The sequence below is a fragment of the Dyella sp. Tek66A03 genome (assembly GCF_052567735.1).
Genome location: NZ_CP199584.1, coordinates 2,024,271 through 2,039,764 on the forward strand (window position 1 = coordinate 2,024,271; position 15,494 = coordinate 2,039,764).

The following is a 15,494-nucleotide window of genomic DNA, read 5'->3' on the forward strand; positions in this document are numbered from 1 at the left end:
CATGAGCAGCCAACGCTGGGACAAGGTCGAACTCACCGCCAGCTATACCTTGCTGACGATCCTCGCCACGGAACTGATAACCCGCCTCGGGCTGTTCACCATGTTCCCGCTGCCCCCGGTCGACATGGTGCTGTCCATCATCGCCACCGTGCTGGTGATCGGCGCCTTCTGGTTCGCCCGCACCAGCCGCAAGGCCCGCTTCTGGATCATCGGCTTCGCCAGCGCCACGCAGCTCGTACCCATGGTGGTCCGCCAACCCATCCTGCTACTGCCCCTGGTCGGCGCCGCCATCCCCATCGCCATCATGCTGTGGGCGATGATCGCCTTGTCGAAAAAAGGGCAGGGCACCGCCGGCCATTCCTGATACGATGTCGCCCCTGCAAGACGAGCGGAAAAGCCCCAAAGCACCCGCCCGTCATTCCAGCAAAAGCTGGAATCCAGCGCCTTCGACGGACTAACGAAGCGCCGAAAAAAATAGGAGAGATGGCCGAGCGGTTTAAGGCAGCAGTCTTGAAAACTGCCGTAGGTGTGAGCCTACCGTGGGTTCGAATCCCACTCTCTCCGCCAGTTTTGATGATAAACCCCTGATTTTCAGGGGTTTTTTCGTTTCTGTAGTTATGACCCCGCGGCTGTACTCACGACCTGAATTTCAGGCAGTTCGGCGCGCGTAGACCGGCTAAGCCGTCGCACTCCGTTCCGGTGCCTGCAGAAGTCCGTCGAGGAAGTGCGCTACCTGCTCGCGCTCCTGTTTGCTCGTGGCGTAGGTCAAAAGCTGGCCTATGTTCGCGCGCGTCAGGAGCTTCCTTCCGTACGCGGCTACGTCCTCGGCCTGAGCCAGCGTTGGGTCGATGTCTTCGGCCCATTTGCTCAGCCGGCGAAGCTCTCTATCGTCCAAGGTTTCGACCTCGACCACGGCCAGCTCGTCGAGATGCCCGCGCAATTTGGTCACGAGAAGCTCCCTTAAATTGTTCTCGGCGTAAAGTGCCGCTGCGCCATCCAGTTGCCCGATCACGTTTTCGACATATGCCTCGCCGCTTAGACGTTGCCCGGCCGCCACCATCCGGTCCCGTTCCTCCTGCGTAGCCACCCTCTGCTTGGTTAACGCTGGATTTCGCGATCGGGCGATTTGGGTTGTAACTCTCACGACCGAGTCGGGAAGTCCGCGGCCTCGCTCGGTCAATACTTGGACCTGCTTGTAGATCCAGGTGCCGCCGTTCGGGCCATCCTTGATTTGTGCGAGACGGGCTTCGATGGCCGGAAGACGAAGTTGCGTCGAAGTCAGTATTTCCCGGCGCTCTTGTGCGCGCACATCCCGATCGAAGCGGCGTGCCATGTCCTCGAAGTCGACCGAGAAGTACTTCTTGCCGCAATCATGGCCAATGTTGGTTTCGCGACCGTCCATCGTTACTACTAGGTACCCGCGACCGTGGGGCTGGTGACACGTGGACAAACCGCAGGGGACGAAATCGGCGAACGAGTAGCTGCCGATGATGCTTTGCAGCTTGACCGCGTTGGGGTCGATGTTCGGCGTGAATCCAGGTCGAGAAGTGATTTCTTCCCAGTTCTCGACCCGGACAAATCCCTTATCTGTATTCAGGGTAATCATCGGTGTACCCACCCAATGGAAGAGGTCAGCCTACCAGCAGGATCGCGCTGATCGCTCTCAAAGGACGAGACTCCTAATGCGTAGCCTCGCCGGTATGCGCGAACGGATAGTCATCGAGTGGGAGCAATCGCGGATGGGCGCGACGACGCTTGATGTTTGGTTCGGGTGGCGTCACCGGTGAGGACGGAGGTCTTCGCGTCGATCGGCAAGTCGCTCTAGGGCCAATGGCATGCCACGGTGCCCGTCTGGGTGCCGCCAGAGCACCGCGGCGCCTGGTAGGGGTATTCCAGCGTTGGCGGGCCTCAATGGCCTGCAAGTGTGACCTGCGTCACGCCGTGTAACGTGGTGCCCCGTCCAACCCTAAAGATTTAAGAAGACCTGACGACAACCGTTATAGGGGGCACTTAATCTTAGGAGACTTTTGCATGACTGATTTCTTTCAATCTGTCCAAGATGGCGCCGTTTTGTTCTTCGGTGTTGTGGTGTTCGCGTGGCTCGCCGTGTTTATTCACGGGGTGATTCGCGATGACAGCTCGTTCCTGGAATACGTGATCCTGATTGCGGGAGTGGTTCTGGTCGTGACCGCATATCCGGCGTGGAATCTGATGTTCCCGAGTGATGTCTACGCAGCGCCGCCGTCCGTTGCCTACGGCACTCAGCTGCAGCTCTGTCTTGTCGGAGCTGGCGTAGGTTTCATCGCGGCGATGGTTTGGCCGGACGTGTGGCGGCGCCTCACCGGAGGCGGGTTCTGAGGAACTGCGGCCAGTGCACCTTCGGGTGCATTGGCATTTCTGGGCCGGAGAGCCGCCCGAAGTGTTGGTCGCACGGTGTGTTGGGCACAATAGTAAGTTCAAATACACTCCGTTAAGCCGCGTTTCGTCGGCGCAGGGGGGGGGCAACAGATGACTATTGAACATGGCATCATCAAGGGCGACTTTTCGCTAGATGGCAGACTTGAACTACAAGGCATCGCGACGGGATCTATTGTCGTGCTAGCCGGCGGGCACTTGGTGCTAGGGGGGATTTGCTCGCGCAATGTAACCGTTGAGGAAGGTGGCACGGCGATCATCCGAGGCATTGTTTCCGGGGACGTCGTTAATCATGGCACGCTCGAAATCAGCGGGATCATCAGCGGCAATTTGTCTTCGCAAGCAGGTAAGACTCTTGTTGCATCCGGCGCAGTGATAAACGGAGTCACGGCCTAGTCACCTAGATGCCGTCGAACGGGGTCGTGCTAGGCCCCGCTCGAAATAAAGCACGCGGCCGCAACTTCGTGGGCATCGGCGATTCTCCCCATCTCGGCATGTTCCTGGGCCATATTGGCCAAGGCTTGGCGGCCCGAAATTTCGCTGCCGTCGGCCTGACGGAAGAACAGCTCATCCATCATCGGATTCTTGGCGAGTGCGTCCATTCGCAGCTGCAGCATCCTGTCCATCGGCGCAGCTAACCGGGTCAGAGCCCCTTACGCGTGTGATTTGGGAGGGCTGACGCGGTGATGGGCGGAGCCCGATAGCCGGAGCGGACGCGGCTTGGCAGGTTGGGACGGTGTCTGCAGGGAGACATCCGGATGCCACGCCAACCCAGGCCAGATCTCGCTGGCGTACCGCAGCATGTAGTGCAGCGGGGCAACGATCGACAGCCTTGTTTCTACGTGGCGGATGACTATCGTCGTTATCTTGCCGGGCTGCGCGAGTCCGCCATCCGCTACGGCTGCATGGTGCATGCGTACGTGCTGATGACGAATCACGTGCATATGCTGGTCACGCCTTCATCGGTTGGCGCGGTGTCCCGGATGATGCAGTGGCTGGGACGACAGTACGTGGGTTACATCAACGGGCGGTATCGGCGCACCGGTACGCTGTGGGAAGGACGCTACAAGTCCTGCCTGGTCGATAGCGAGTGCTATCTGCTGACCTGCTATCGCTATATCGAGCTGAACCCTCTGCGGGCAGCCATGGTGGCCGATCCGGCCGACTATGTTTGGTCGAGCTATCGCGCCAATGCGCAGGTGTTGTCAGGCGCGGTAGTGGTGCCGCACGCCGAGTATCTGAGTCTTGGTGTCGATGCGTCTGAACGCTGCGTTGCCTACGGGCAACTGTTCAAGCAGGGATTGGACGATGATCGTCTGACCGAGATTCGCGCGTATGTGCAACAGCAACGCGCGCTTGGCACGCCGCGATTCCAGCGCGAGATCGAAGCGATGATCGGCCGTTGCGCTGGCGTCCTTGCCGCCCACCGCCCGCGACGGGACCAGGGCGCTATCGTAATGGGCTCTGACCCGCTTTGATTGCGCTCGTTTGCGTCGAGAACCGTGGCAGGCATACGATGGGTCCGATACTAGGGGAGTAAATACATGCAAAGCGGCAATCCGGCACTCAACAAGAATGCCTTCCTCGACGCCGCCAGCGGCGCGCTGTTGTCGCACGACAGCGAGGCCATGACGCTCAATGGCACGGTCAACAAGACCGGACTGCTGCTGGTACTAGTCTTGGTCGGCGCGATGTTCAGCTGGAGCCACTACACCGGGCCGGCCAGCCTGCCGGCGCTGCTGCCGTTTGTGCTTGGCGGCGCCATCTTGGGGCTGATACTCGCCTTGGTCACTGCGTTCAAGAAGACCTGGTCGCCGGTCACCGCCCCGATATACGCGCTAGCCGAGGGTGTGTTCATCGGCGCGTTGTCGGCGATGTTCGAGACGCGCTATCCCGGCATCGTGATCCAGGCGGTGGGACTCACGTTCGGCACCATGGCCGCGCTGTTGTTGGCCTACCGCAGCGGGCTGATCCGTGTCACCGAGAAGTTCAAGCTCGGGGTCGTCGCGGCCACCGGCGGTGTGATGCTGCTGTACCTAGCCAGTTTCGTGATGGGCTTCTTCGGTCACTCGATCAGCTTCATCAACGGCCACAATAGCATCGGCATTCTGTTTAGCCTGGCGGTGGTGGCGATCGCCGCGCTGAACTTGGTGCTGGACTTTGACATGATCGAATCCGGCGTCAACGCCGGAGCGCCGAAGTACATGGAGTGGTACGGTGCGTTCGCACTGGTAGTCACCCTGGTGTGGCTGTACTTGGAACTGCTGCGCCTCCTGTCGAAGCTGCAATCGCGCAACTGAGTTAGTTCCGGGCCGGGCGGTGACGCGCGTTCCTGCTCGTAGCCACCCACCTCGGTCAGATCCCGGTAGAACTCCAGGATCTCGGCGGGCTGCACGACTTTGTAGCGAATAGACACCACTGGCAGCGGCGCCTTCGTGTCCGAAAATAGAAACGGTACCCAGAAACGGTACCAGGTTGAGTTACGAACAAGAACGGTACCAGGTTGAGTTTCAAGCCGCTTTTGGTTCTTGCTGCACCAGATTCGTCGCGCTAGACCCGCCCGTTCCCCGCTATCCGCCGCGTTGTTGGTAAGGCAACCTGGTACCGTTTCTCCTCGTTTCCCCCAGGCTTTCCAGCCAGCCGACCCAGGCCGGGGTATGAGCATTCCTCAGAGCTTCCCATCAGGGGAACCCTGAACGAAACATCCTGTCTATCGACATTGGCCGAAACACGCGCGGGCAATATGCGCAAGTTTTTGTGTGGGTAGTGGGCTCGAATAAGGCTGTGTCATCGAACGTTCCGAGCAAGACCGACATCCACAAGAGCAAGATCGTGCGCGCGGTCTTGCATTACTCAACAGCGAAACTCGCGAGGCTCTGGGGCAGCGGCGCTGGCGTCCGCAGCCGCTAACGCGCCAGGCGCAAGCGCTTGCGCTGACCTTGGTCTTGGTACTTCATGCGCTGTTCGTGCTGATGCTGTGGCACGAGATGCAATCCAGGCCGAAGCATCAGACGATCGCGTCAGTCGATAAAGATCAGGCGCTGGTCGTGCGTCTGTTGGGTCATCCCAGCAAGCCACGCCCCACGCAGCCGACCGCGCCACCCACGACCACTCCACCCGAGGTAGTGCCGCCGCGGCAGGCGGTGGCACCACGCGTTCGCCCGGTGATACAAGAAAAGCCAAGTCGTGACGCGATGGTCGTGCAGGATCATCAAGCACCACCTGCACCGGCGGCTTCCGCGGCCACCCCAGCCTCCATCAATTTGCGCCTAGCGCCCTCGACGTCGGGCGTTGCGGCGGCAACAAGCGTCGCGCCCAAACCGGACAAGCCCGCGGACGATCGTCAGATCATGCAGCACGACAGCAACCGCGCGCAGTACAAGGCCACCCGTTTCGAAAAATATTTCCCGCCACCGAACGAGACAGCCGGTGGCGCGGTGGGTCGCCATATAGGCGATACGATGAAGGAGATGGCCAAAAGCATCTGCGATCCCGCCAAGAAAAGTACGGCTTTCAACCCGCTGTGCGCCGCGCCACCCCCACCAGCGTCTTCCAAGGATCGCGACGAGCGCCTCAACTTGCCGCCGGCACAGCTGGCGGCCGATCCGAATCCGCCCAAAGGGCCGCCACTGTCGGACTGCATCGCCGAATACAAGGACGGCGAGCCGCTGTCTTACGGCTGCCCCATAGACACGCCTGATCTGGCTTTCAAGGCCGAGATGCGTGAATGCATCGATCTGTTCCGTGCGGGCAAGCGCCTCAAGACGTGGTGCCCAGCCGACACGCCCAAGCGCGCCGCCGCCGAGTCGTCCGCGCCAGCCGCTTCCTCGAGTGCGGGTCCGCACTGAGCCCTTTATTCAACTTCCTCCGGAAACGGTACCTGATTGAGATACGGGGGCGCGGCGGCACTCGCCGACCATCAGGGAATCCCGAAGTCCAAGGACCACACCAGCCATGTCACGCGATCGGATATGCCGCAACGGCAATCCCTGACAGGCAGCAAAGTTGGCCTTTGCTACTTTCAGACCGTCACTCGCGGCGTTCATTCCATGGGGCAACGCGAGTGACCATGGCAGCAATGTCATGAGGCGCGGGCCGCAGGTGCTGAGAACACCCACGACCCGCTAACCATCACCAACTTGAATGGAGTTGATCATGGCTGTCCACGATCATACGGCACCCGCACGCCTGGCTTTTCTCTCCTTGGGTGATCCGTTCATCGCTCCGCCCGCCGCCAATCCACCGGCGCATGGCCCCCAGGCACACTCGCCACGCCGCACGACCTTCGACGACGTCGCACTGGCGCACTACGCGCTTTCGCGACTGTGGTTTGAGGACGAGCAGTATCGAAAGGCGAAGGCAAAACACCCCGGCGCCGCGCCTTTGACATGGCCACTCCCAACGCTTTTCAAGGACGGAGTAGCCGTGGCGATCTGGTGCCTGGAGCAGTACGCCAAGCAGCTTAGCGACGAGCGAGCGAAGAACGGGTAAGCGCGTCCTTGTGATCGTCCCCGCGGTGCACCGGCCGGTTGGGCGGTGCACCGCACCTTGGTGACGACTTACCCCGAAACAGGGTTTTGACCTACACGGATCGCCGCCAGCGCTTATCCGTCGATCGGCTGTGCCTTACTCAGATGCTCCTGCCTGGTCACGCCTACGGCACGCCAACCATCACCCACGGCAACGGAGTTGATCATGGCTCAGACCGATCACACGCAAAGCGCTCGCGTGGATGACGGTCGCGGCCCCTGCCGCCCGACTTGTCGGCATCCCATTGAATCGTTATTTACGGTGCCCGGGTACGCACGCTTGAGCCAGCCTGTGATCTGCTCCGGCGCCCATCGCCCTCGCAGCTTCTTCGCCACGCGGGTCGCGAGCATCCGGTGCTTGGCCAGCTTGCAGATCTTGGGGCGGCGGGCGCGATCCCAGGCTTGCTGGTCGGCCTGGTTGGCGCGGTAACCGTCCCGACCACCGCTACGGCGGATCTCGCGGCCGATGGTCGACGGTGCTCGGTGCAGTTGCAAGGCGATGGCGCGGATCGAACGGCCCGTCACCAGGGCTCGCGAGATCTCTTCGCGCTCGGCGAGCGTCAACGTGCGCGCGGCACGGCGGCGGGGCATCGGTCGTATGCCGCCGGTCTCGGCAAGTATCCGACGCACCGCCGAGTGGTGCCGATCAAACAGCCTGGCGATCTCATGCAACGACTCGCCACGCTGCCAGCGGTTCCCATCAGGGCCTTCTGGGTGTCTGTGTAATGGATCCGGGGTCGTTGGGCCATTGGCAACACACCTCCTGCTGTCGCAGTCTATGGGTGTTGCAACGACCGGTTGAATCCGCAACCCACAGCGGACCTTTTGGGAGGTGCTCCAAACCGGGATATACATGGACGCTTTTGGACACCTGTGGCGTGTATCGAGGTCATCAATGCGCGTGGGTCTTTTCGCAATCTTCCTGGCATTGCTGATGAATGGCTCGTGGGCTTCATCGCCTTCGCCGAGCGCGACCGATGCTGTGAAAAAGCTGTACCGGGACTACTCATGGGAGGCGACCATGATTGGTGGGCCAGGCCCCTGGATCGGTGACGCGCCAAAGATGGTGCTAGAGCAATATTTAGACAAGGACTTGGCCGCCATCTGGCTTAAATCAAGGACCTGCACAGGCAGTGACTGTGCCGTTGACTGGATTGGCTACGATCCGCTCCGGGACAGCATGGACCCCTCCGGGTTTTACAACGTGACCGTCGAAGCGACGAATGACCAGCATGTCGTGAAGGTCGAGATGAGTGGACCGTACGTGCCCGGGCAGATATGCAAGACTGAGGAAGACCGACGGGTTCGCCTGACCTATTCCTTGCAACTGACAGCGCTGGGCTGGCGCATTTCGGATATTCAGAGCGCAGAGCATGGATCGTTGAAAGCTGCTCTTCTGAAAGCATTGAGCGAGCATTAGCGGGTCCGATTTTGACCCGGAGCAGACCTAATCGTTAAGGGTCATACACGTGATGGCTTGAGGGTGGAATGAGCAGGGAGTGGCCTTTTTACTTGGTGATTGCCCTAGCGGCCTTTCCGGCGCCTTTGGGGATTTTTTTCGTCGTAGCCTTCAACGCGAAAACGTACGTGTTGGTGCGCAATGTCCAGAAAGCCTATGGCCAAATAGGACGGCGGTGGCCCTTTTGGTCCAGCACAGAAAGGCAGATTGCATTCGTCCTATCTCCCGATCAGATCGTGCAAGACGAACCCGAAGTGGCACCGGCCGAGAAGGCTATGCTGTTGCAGCACCGCCGGGGAATGAAAAGGCATTTGCTGAGGATGTTTGCAGGCATGTTCGGCAGCTTTGCGCTGGCAATCCTTCTCCTTTTGACACTTGCGGCGCTCAACCACATTGCGAGCAAGTAGTTACTTGCGTGGTGCTGCCTTTGAATATATTAAGGTCCGCATTCGACCGAGGCTGTGTGAAAACACAAAAACTCGAGTAAAGCGTCACGCTGTTTCACTTCGCGTGATCGTCTCAAAGATCGAGCGCAAGTATCAACGCCTAGTCAGGCCATGATGGCCTGCATCAGCGGCTTCACCCCCATGATCTTCATGACCCGCTTCATGTTGTAGGCCAGCACGTGCAAGCTCATCTCCGTGGCGACTTTCGGCATAGTGCGCGTGAGGAAGTGTGTCGCCCCCATCCACGCTTTTAGTGTGCCGAACACGTGCTCGACGGTTTGTCGTCGCACGCGCATGGCGTCGGGACGTGCATTGAGCTGGTCCTGCATGGTTTCCAGCACCGTCTCGTGCTCCCAGCGTCGGATGCGTCGATAGCGACTGGTGGTGCACTGCGATCGTAGTGGGCATGTCGGGCAGGCCGACGACCAGTAGACGTGCACCGACTTGCCACCTTCATCGCACGTCATGCGCCGAGGTGCATCTTCACCCGCGGGGCATTGATACACGTCGCGGTCAGCCAGGTAGCGAAAATCACGCTTGTCGAAACGCCCCGCCGCCTTGCTGCTGGAGGTCAGCGGCTTGGGCACCAATGGCGTGATACCCGCCTGCTCGCAGGCCAGGATTTCCTCGCCCTTGAAGTAACCGCGGTCGGCCAGGGCAGTGAGCGTATCGCGTTGCATCGCATCGCGAGCACGCGTGGCCATGGCCGTCAGCTGGTGACGGTCATGGCCTTCGTTCGTGACCTCATGGGCCACGATGAGGTGATGGGTGGCCTCCACGGCCGCTTGCACGTTATAGCCGACGATGCCTGAGCCTCGACCGCTGGTCGCCATGGCGCGCGCGTCGGGATCGGTCTGCGAGATTTGCTGATCGGGTACCTCTCGCATCGCGTTACCGAGCGTGGCCAGTTGCTGCATCTGTTCGCGCACCGTGGCGATCTTCTGTCCCAGGTGTTTCACCCGAACTTCCGGCAAGCTTCCAGGCTCGCGATCGGCGCGATCGAGTTCGGCCAGATACCGAGCCACGCTGGATTCGAGCTGTTCTTGTCGAGCTTTGAGCTTGGCTTGGGTGAGGTTCTTGTCCCGGCCGTTGACCGCCTTGAACTTGCTGCCATCGATGGCAACCACCGCATCGGTGAACAGCTTCATTCGCCGGCACAGCATCACGAACTGGCTGCACACGCGCCGGATGGCCAAGCCGTTGTCTTTACGGAAATCGGCGATCGTCTTGAAGTCCGGCATGCAGCGGCCGGTCAGCCAGATCAGTTCGACATTGCGCTGGGCTTCGCGCTCCAGGCGGCGGCTGGACTGCACGCGATTGAGGTAGCCGTAGATGTAGATCTTGAGCAGCGTGCCGGGGTGATAGCTGGGGCGACCGGTGGCGGCAGGCTCGACACCTGAAAAGCCCAGGTCGCCAAGGTTCAGCTCGTCGACGAAGACATCGACAATCCGCACGGGATTGTCGTCATCGATGTAGTCATCCAGTCGCTCGGGAAACAGCACGCTCTGCGACCGATCGGCACCTTCAACGAATCGCTTCATGAGGCACACCCACGCTAGGATGTGCCTAGCGTAGCAAGGCTGAGTGGTTAGGTGTTTTCACACAGCCTCGACCCGGAGCAGACATTGGACGAACCGGAGTTAGGATCCTGCCACTGGTCACGGCGCAGTAATTAGAAGGGGTTATCGCGGATGCCGCGTGGCCCGTTGGCGCCCCAGCATGATATGGATGGCCAGCATTATGGGCAACGCAAGCCCCATGGCCCAATGAGCGATGGCGCCGATACTGCGCCAGCGATCGTCGGTGAGGTAGTACAACAAGTAGCCTGTGACGATGAGCCAGAGCAGCAGCGCTACGGCGAATCCACCTGAGAGACGCTGTCGCCGGGTGTGCCAGCCCGTCACGATATGCACGCCCCATACGAGGCCAAAGCTCCATATCGCCGCAAACGCCATGGCGGCATGCAGGCGCAACCACCACGGCTCCAACGGATGGGGCTCGTCGCCAAAAGGGCCTTTGCGCATCAGCGCATAGTGGAATATCAACCACAGTGCACCGCTGAGCCAAAGCGTCCAGCCGATGCCGTACACCAGATAGCGACGTTGGCGTGACAGACGCAACGGCGTCCGATGGTGACCGACGACATTGGGCATATGCGGATGCACTTTCATACCGACGTTCCCACCTGGGTCCAGTGACCCGTCGCGTCCTGCACATGAGCCACAGCGTTGAACTGTCCGAGGATATCGACGCTTCGCTCCCCCATCGCCATCACCACCTTGGTCAGAGCATCGGCATGCATGCAATGTGCGGCCACGACCGTGACACTCGCAGTCAAGCCCATGCCCGTACGCCGCTTGCCGTTGACGTGCGGTCCGGTCCCCGTCGCCTGAAACGCACGGCCGCTGCTGGTGGCCACCGACGCCTCGCCGATCTCAAGGACAGCGCGATGCGATGGTTCCACTTCGTCGGAAGCGATCGCAACGAAATGCGGCCCATCACCCAAGGTTCGCAGGTCGCCGCCGGCATTGACGCAGGCGTGTTGAACGTCGTGCGATTGCAATGCGTCGATGGCTCGATCCACCGCGTAGCCCTTGGCGATGCCGCCCAGATCGATCCACAGCGGGCGGCGCAGGCGAACCCCGCATCCCTCGTCAAGGGCAATGTCTTTCCAGCATGCCCCAACACTGGGCATCGCCTGGCCCGATGGTGCGGGAAGCAGGCCCCAAGCAACCAATTCGGCAGCCACGGTCACGTCGAATGCGCCGTCCGTCATCTCGGCGAGTGCCAGGGCTTCGCCGAGCACGTAGGCGGTTTGTGCATCGACGATCACGCGTTCGCCTGGCGGCGCCGAATGGAGGCGGGACAAGTCGCTGCCCGCCTCATGGAAGCTCATCAGCGCGTGGACGCGACTAACCGCAGCGAACGCGGCATCGATGGCGCGATGCGCGTCTTCTTCTGTGGCGCAGTCGACGCGAATGCTCACCGTGGTGCCGAGCAGTGGCCGGGCACGCTCAATGGCTCTGGTTGGCAAGCACAAGGGCATAGGTTGCGAGTAGGCGCTTGACGCCGTCGGTGATGTGCCTGCTCGACAGCGTGGCACCAGAGATGTTTTTGATATCGCCGCCAAGTTTCAACGGCGCGTCCTTGGTCTTGCCCGTGAATTGGGCACGCCAGGACTCGTTGCGGACCTGGTCGCCATAGGTCTCCCGGTACTCAAGAATCTCCACCGACTTGACGGCACCTTGAGCATCAATAGCCAGGGCAAACGGAATGAACTCATGCTTGCCCACGACCTGATCGGCGATGAACCAGCCACCCGTCGATACACGCCACGCCTTGAGGCTTGGGGAGAGCACGTTGACGTCGGTGGCCTTCTCGATGGCCTTCATCTGTTCCGGCGTCAGCGTGACGAAATCAGGCGTGAGCGTGGCGCCCGGAAACATCACCGCCTGGGCTTGTTCGACGCTGAGATACACAGTGGCCTGCACCGGTGCACTTATCACCAGTGCGTAGGCGGGGATCAACAAAAATCGTGATTTCATGAGATCACCTTAGAAGTACCAGCCGGCTCTGATGCGTACTCGATATTTCTCGAAATCGTTGTCATAGACGCGGCGACCGACAATGGCGCCCGGCACGGTGTCAGCATGCTCGGTTGCCCAGGGTAATTGCTCGAGGAAGGTTGCGGTCAGGAAGAATTTCTTGCCGCCGTAGTGGATCACCGGGCCGAAGAAATAACCATTATTCGTTTCCTTGCTGAAGGTGTAGCTGTTGTACTCGTGCTCGTTGACTAGCTCGAAACCCGCCGACCAGTTGGGCGCAAAGCGATACGAGGCGGCGACATTCGCATTGACGTCCGTTTCGTAGCCCCATGCCTTTCGCGAGGGATCGCCATCGACGATGTCATAACGCCATTCCGGCGCATAGGTGAGGTTGAAGGCCGTCACCAACCGGTCGTCCATGAAGTTCTTCTGCAAAATCAGTTTGGTCTCGAGCTCGCGAAATTGCGGGCCGACCGTGGGCTCAACGTAAACAGCAACCCCCAAGGGATCCGTGTACGGGCTCAACAACCGATAGATGACCTCGCCGGAGAAGCCGACAAAGCGCCTGGCGTTGTAATGGTCGTCCGGCCCCGGTCGATCATAGGAAAGTGGTTCCGGCGACGTGGTCTCCTCAAAGGGGCCGTTATGAAAGGCCCTGGACCACACATAGTTCGCGTAAAACGCCACCTGGAGCCTGTCAGTCAGACCGTACTCGATGGAGGTTCGCCCATCGATCTGGTCAAAGTAACCGGCGACTTTCTGATGCCGCCACGTCGCCCACTGCTCGATCTCCTTGGCGCCCTGGGGCAACAGATCGGTGGTGTAGACGTAGCCAAACTGGCTCTCCTCAGCTTTGACACTCGGCTGGTAGCCCAGGCTCATTCCAACGAACGCAAATAGAGCGAGCAGGCCGCCCGAGCGGCGAGCAGAAACGTGCGACATAAAACTCCCTGAGATGGCGCAATGATCAGTGAGTTATTATGAGTGATAGTGATTCGCATCTGCAATTCGAACAACAAACGCAATATATTGCGGCGCACGGTCCGTCGCGCTTCACTCTTGGTTCCATCGTGCGCGACGCTCCATTTCGCTTTCCGGGCGGCGGCCAGTTGCGCCCGCGTCCATCTCGCAGGCCTTAGACCTTGATGGCGTGCAGGGCTACTCTTGAAGAGGCAGCTACGCTGAGCAACCAGATCCGTAGCTTATGCTGCGGACGTCCGCTTCCGACCCGGAGCGGGCGTTGAACAAACCGGGTCAGGTCACTTTAAGCCGAACGAAAGTGAAACCGACCCCGTTTCGGAAGCCGTCAGGGAGCCTTTCTAGGGCTCGAGCTGGCTGTGTGAAAGTGGTTTGCCGCGAACGACGTTTGAGGGTGCTTGCGCAGTGCCGCCGAAGCGATGGCACGGCTAAGTTCAGCCTCCGTCAGAGAGACGGCCGGCGACTGGCGGATTGCAACGGCCTTCATCGATTGCGGTTTAAGCATCAGATGACGCTGAAGTTCCCAGGTGTTCGCCAGACGTTGCGCCTGGGCGACTTCGGCAGGTGTGGCTCCGACGAAACCCACGACCGCATAACCATTCAGATTAATGGTGTAGGTTCTCACGGCGGCGTTAGCCTGTCCGACGCAAGCGAAGCCGAGGGCAACTACCATGGGAAACATTAAACGTTTCATGAGATGGCCTCCATGTGCCCGAAAAAGGAGTCAGAACCAATTCGGATGGTGCGCGCATAGATGGGAACTGAAGCTGACCATCATTGCGGTTTTTACGGGCTTTAACGGAAAGCTGTGGATTCAACAGCTCAACCAGTTCGCTAGAGTCCGCTTTCGACTGCGACTTCAGGCGGTGAACGCAACACACTATAAACGCGCAAGCGGAAGGAGTGTTGCCCATGACGACGGTACCCCGGAAGCATTTCACGGACACCCAGAAGGCGCTGATGTTCGATCGCTGGCAGCGAGGCGAGTCGCTGCATCAGATCGCCAAGCTATTTGATACCCGCCATTCCTCGATACGCAACGTACTGGCCCGGACCGGCGGTATTCGACCTGCCCCACGCCATCGTGCCCTGCGTGCCCTCACGCTGGCGGAGCGGGAGGAGGTATCTCGCTCAGTGGCGCTGGGATGCTCGCTCCGGTCTGTCGCCCTGCAGCTTCATCGGGCGCCATCCACGATTAGTCGGGAGATCCGACGTAATGGTGGTCGGGATGACTATCGAGCCAACCAGGCCGATCAGCGTGCCTGGGACCGGGGGCGCCGCCCTAAGGTCTGCAAGCTGAAGAAGCATCGCGTGCTGGCCAAACTCGTGGCCGCCAAGTTGCAGCTAGAGTGGTCGCCGGTGCAGATTGCGGGGTGGCTCAAGCACCGATCAGGTGGCCAGGAGGAGCAGCAGGTGTCGCACGAGACCATCTATTGCAGCCTCTTCATCCAGGCCCGTGGTGCCCTGAAAAAGGAGCTTCTGGTGCATTTACGGCGCACCCGCGCGATGCGCCGATCGCGCCACCACACGCAGAAGACGGACAACCATGGCCAGCTCGCCGGCATGGTCTCCATCTGTGAGCGTCCGGCCGAAGTCGAGGATCGCGCCGTGCCCGGCCACTGGGAGGGCGATCTGATCATGGGGAGCCACAACACCCAGATTGCCACGCTCGTCGAACGTCACACACGTTTAGTCATGCTGGTGAAGGTTGACGGCAGAGATACGCAAACGGTCATCGATGCGCTCATCAAGCACGCGCACAAGCTCCCCCGGGAGCTTTACAAATCACTGACCTGGGATCGTGGCAAGGAGATGGCCGATCACCAGCGCTTTACGCTGGCGACCGATATCCAGGTTTACTTCTGCGACCCGCAACATCCCTGGCAGCGTGGCTCGAACGAGAATACCAACGGGTTACTGCGGCAGTATTTTCCCAAGGGCACTGATCTGTCGATCTACTCTCAGGCTAAACTCGATGCCGTAGCTAGGCGATTGAATGGACGTCCGCGACAAACACTGAACTTCGAAACACCGGCCGAACGATTCCAGCAATGTGTTGCATCGACCGCCTGAAGTCGCAACCCAAAGCCGACATCATCTAAGTAGAAGTACTGAGCAAAAG

Annotated in this window: 18 protein-coding genes, 1 tRNA gene and 2 pseudogenes; 11 read left to right on the forward strand and 10 right to left on the reverse strand. The window is 60.1% G+C overall.

Annotated elements, in window-relative coordinates:
- The first annotated feature begins 1 nt into the window (after position 1).
- Positions 2-364, forward strand: coding sequence for an LrgA (locus ACT01B_RS08955; protein WP_445147002.1), 363 nt, complete (start codon positions 2-4; stop codon positions 362-364).
- A gap of 113 nt (positions 365-477) precedes the next feature.
- Positions 478-567 (forward strand) — tRNA-Ser (locus ACT01B_RS08960).
- A gap of 109 nt (positions 568-676) precedes the next feature.
- Here ACT01B_RS08960 and ACT01B_RS08965 read toward each other — a convergent pair.
- Positions 677-1,606, reverse strand: coding sequence for a hypothetical protein (locus ACT01B_RS08965; RefSeq protein WP_445147003.1), 930 nt, complete (start codon positions 1,604-1,606; stop codon positions 677-679).
- Between the two features lie 425 nt (positions 1,607-2,031).
- Between ACT01B_RS08965 and ACT01B_RS08970 the strand changes: the two genes are divergently transcribed.
- Entirely contained in the window at positions 2,032-2,358 is a 327-nt protein-coding gene (locus ACT01B_RS08970) for a hypothetical protein (protein WP_445147004.1), read from the forward strand.
- Between the two features lie 150 nt (positions 2,359-2,508).
- Positions 2,509-2,811, forward strand: a complete 303-nt coding sequence (locus ACT01B_RS08975) for a hypothetical protein (protein WP_445147005.1) — start codon at positions 2,509-2,511, stop codon at positions 2,809-2,811.
- Positions 2,812-2,840: 29 nt separating this feature from the next.
- Here ACT01B_RS08975 and ACT01B_RS08980 read toward each other — a convergent pair whose 3' ends face one another.
- Positions 2,841-3,017 carry a hypothetical protein gene (locus ACT01B_RS08980; protein WP_445147006.1) on the reverse strand — a complete coding sequence of 59 codons (177 nt, stop codon included), beginning with the start codon at positions 3,015-3,017 and terminating at the stop codon, positions 2,841-2,843.
- 156 nt (positions 3,018-3,173) lie between these two features.
- On the opposite strand from ACT01B_RS08980, the gene ACT01B_RS08985 reads away from it, so the two are divergent.
- Together ACT01B_RS08985 and ACT01B_RS08990 are read left to right on the forward strand one after the other, a co-directional pair.
- Positions 3,174-3,893: a transposase gene (locus ACT01B_RS08985; RefSeq protein WP_445147007.1), complete on the forward strand. Its 720-nt coding sequence runs from the start codon at positions 3,174-3,176 to the stop codon at positions 3,891-3,893.
- A gap of 66 nt (positions 3,894-3,959) precedes the next feature.
- Positions 3,960-4,715, forward strand: a complete 756-nt coding sequence (locus tag ACT01B_RS08990; RefSeq protein ID WP_445147008.1) for a Bax inhibitor-1/YccA family protein — start codon at positions 3,960-3,962, stop codon at positions 4,713-4,715.
- A 71-nt stretch (positions 4,716-4,786) separates the two neighbouring features.
- On the opposite strand, the pseudogene ACT01B_RS08995 reads toward ACT01B_RS08990, so the two are convergent.
- Positions 4,787-5,080 (reverse strand): annotated as a pseudogene (locus tag ACT01B_RS08995) (hypothetical protein); the annotation flags it as partial.
- 274 nt (positions 5,081-5,354) lie between these two features.
- On the opposite strand from ACT01B_RS08995, the gene ACT01B_RS09000 reads away from it, so the two are divergent.
- Both ACT01B_RS09000 and ACT01B_RS09005 read left to right on the forward strand, forming a co-directional pair.
- A complete protein-coding gene (locus ACT01B_RS09000) occupies positions 5,355-6,263 on the forward strand; it encodes a hypothetical protein (protein ID WP_445147009.1) in 909 nt (302 codons plus the stop codon).
- Between the two features lie 307 nt (positions 6,264-6,570).
- Positions 6,571-6,906 carry a hypothetical protein gene (locus tag ACT01B_RS09005; protein ID WP_445147010.1) on the forward strand — a complete coding sequence of 112 codons (336 nt, stop codon included), beginning with the start codon at positions 6,571-6,573 and terminating at the stop codon, positions 6,904-6,906.
- A gap of 302 nt (positions 6,907-7,208) precedes the next feature.
- On the opposite strand, the pseudogene ACT01B_RS09010 reads toward ACT01B_RS09005, so the two are convergent.
- Positions 7,209-7,693, reverse strand: a pseudogene (locus tag ACT01B_RS09010) (transposase); the annotation flags it as partial.
- Between the two features lie 146 nt (positions 7,694-7,839).
- Here ACT01B_RS09010 and ACT01B_RS09015 point away from each other — a divergent pair.
- Entirely contained in the window at positions 7,840-8,364 is a 525-nt protein-coding gene (locus ACT01B_RS09015; protein ID WP_445147011.1) for a hypothetical protein, read from the forward strand.
- Positions 8,365-8,432: 68 nt separating this feature from the next.
- Positions 8,433-8,810, forward strand: coding sequence for a hypothetical protein (locus ACT01B_RS09020; protein ID WP_445147012.1), 378 nt, complete (start codon positions 8,433-8,435; stop codon positions 8,808-8,810).
- 143 nt (positions 8,811-8,953) lie between these two features.
- Here ACT01B_RS09020 and ACT01B_RS09025 read toward each other — a convergent pair whose 3' ends face one another.
- The 6 genes from ACT01B_RS09025 to ACT01B_RS09050 form a co-directional block, all read right to left on the reverse strand.
- Entirely contained in the window at positions 8,954-10,390 is a 1,437-nt protein-coding gene (locus ACT01B_RS09025) for an IS1182 family transposase (protein WP_445145085.1), read from the reverse strand.
- A 141-nt stretch (positions 10,391-10,531) separates the two neighbouring features.
- Positions 10,532-11,020: a hypothetical protein gene (locus ACT01B_RS09030; RefSeq protein ID WP_445147013.1), complete on the reverse strand. Its 489-nt coding sequence runs from the start codon at positions 11,018-11,020 to the stop codon at positions 10,532-10,534.
- Positions 11,017-11,883: an FAD:protein FMN transferase gene (locus ACT01B_RS09035; RefSeq protein ID WP_445147014.1), complete on the reverse strand. Its 867-nt coding sequence runs from the start codon at positions 11,881-11,883 to the stop codon at positions 11,017-11,019. Before ACT01B_RS09035 ends, ACT01B_RS09030 begins: the two co-directional genes overlap by 4 nt.
- A complete protein-coding gene (locus ACT01B_RS09040; protein ID WP_445147015.1) occupies positions 11,864-12,394 on the reverse strand; it encodes an FMN-binding protein in 531 nt (176 codons plus the stop codon). The genes ACT01B_RS09035 and ACT01B_RS09040 overlap by 20 nt, the downstream gene beginning before the upstream one ends.
- A gap of 9 nt (positions 12,395-12,403) precedes the next feature.
- Positions 12,404-13,336, reverse strand: a complete 933-nt coding sequence (locus ACT01B_RS09045) for a DUF6662 family protein (RefSeq protein ID WP_445147016.1) — start codon at positions 13,334-13,336, stop codon at positions 12,404-12,406.
- 364 nt (positions 13,337-13,700) lie between these two features.
- On the reverse strand, positions 13,701-14,066 hold the full coding sequence (locus tag ACT01B_RS09050) for a hypothetical protein (RefSeq protein ID WP_445147017.1): 366 nt from the start codon (positions 14,064-14,066) through the stop codon (positions 13,701-13,703).
- Between the two features lie 218 nt (positions 14,067-14,284).
- Here ACT01B_RS09050 and ACT01B_RS09055 point away from each other — a divergent pair, with 218 nt between their 5' ends.
- Positions 14,285-15,445, forward strand: coding sequence for an IS30 family transposase (locus tag ACT01B_RS09055; RefSeq protein ID WP_445147018.1), 1,161 nt, complete (start codon positions 14,285-14,287; stop codon positions 15,443-15,445).
- The last annotated feature ends 49 nt before the right edge of the window (positions 15,446-15,494 follow it).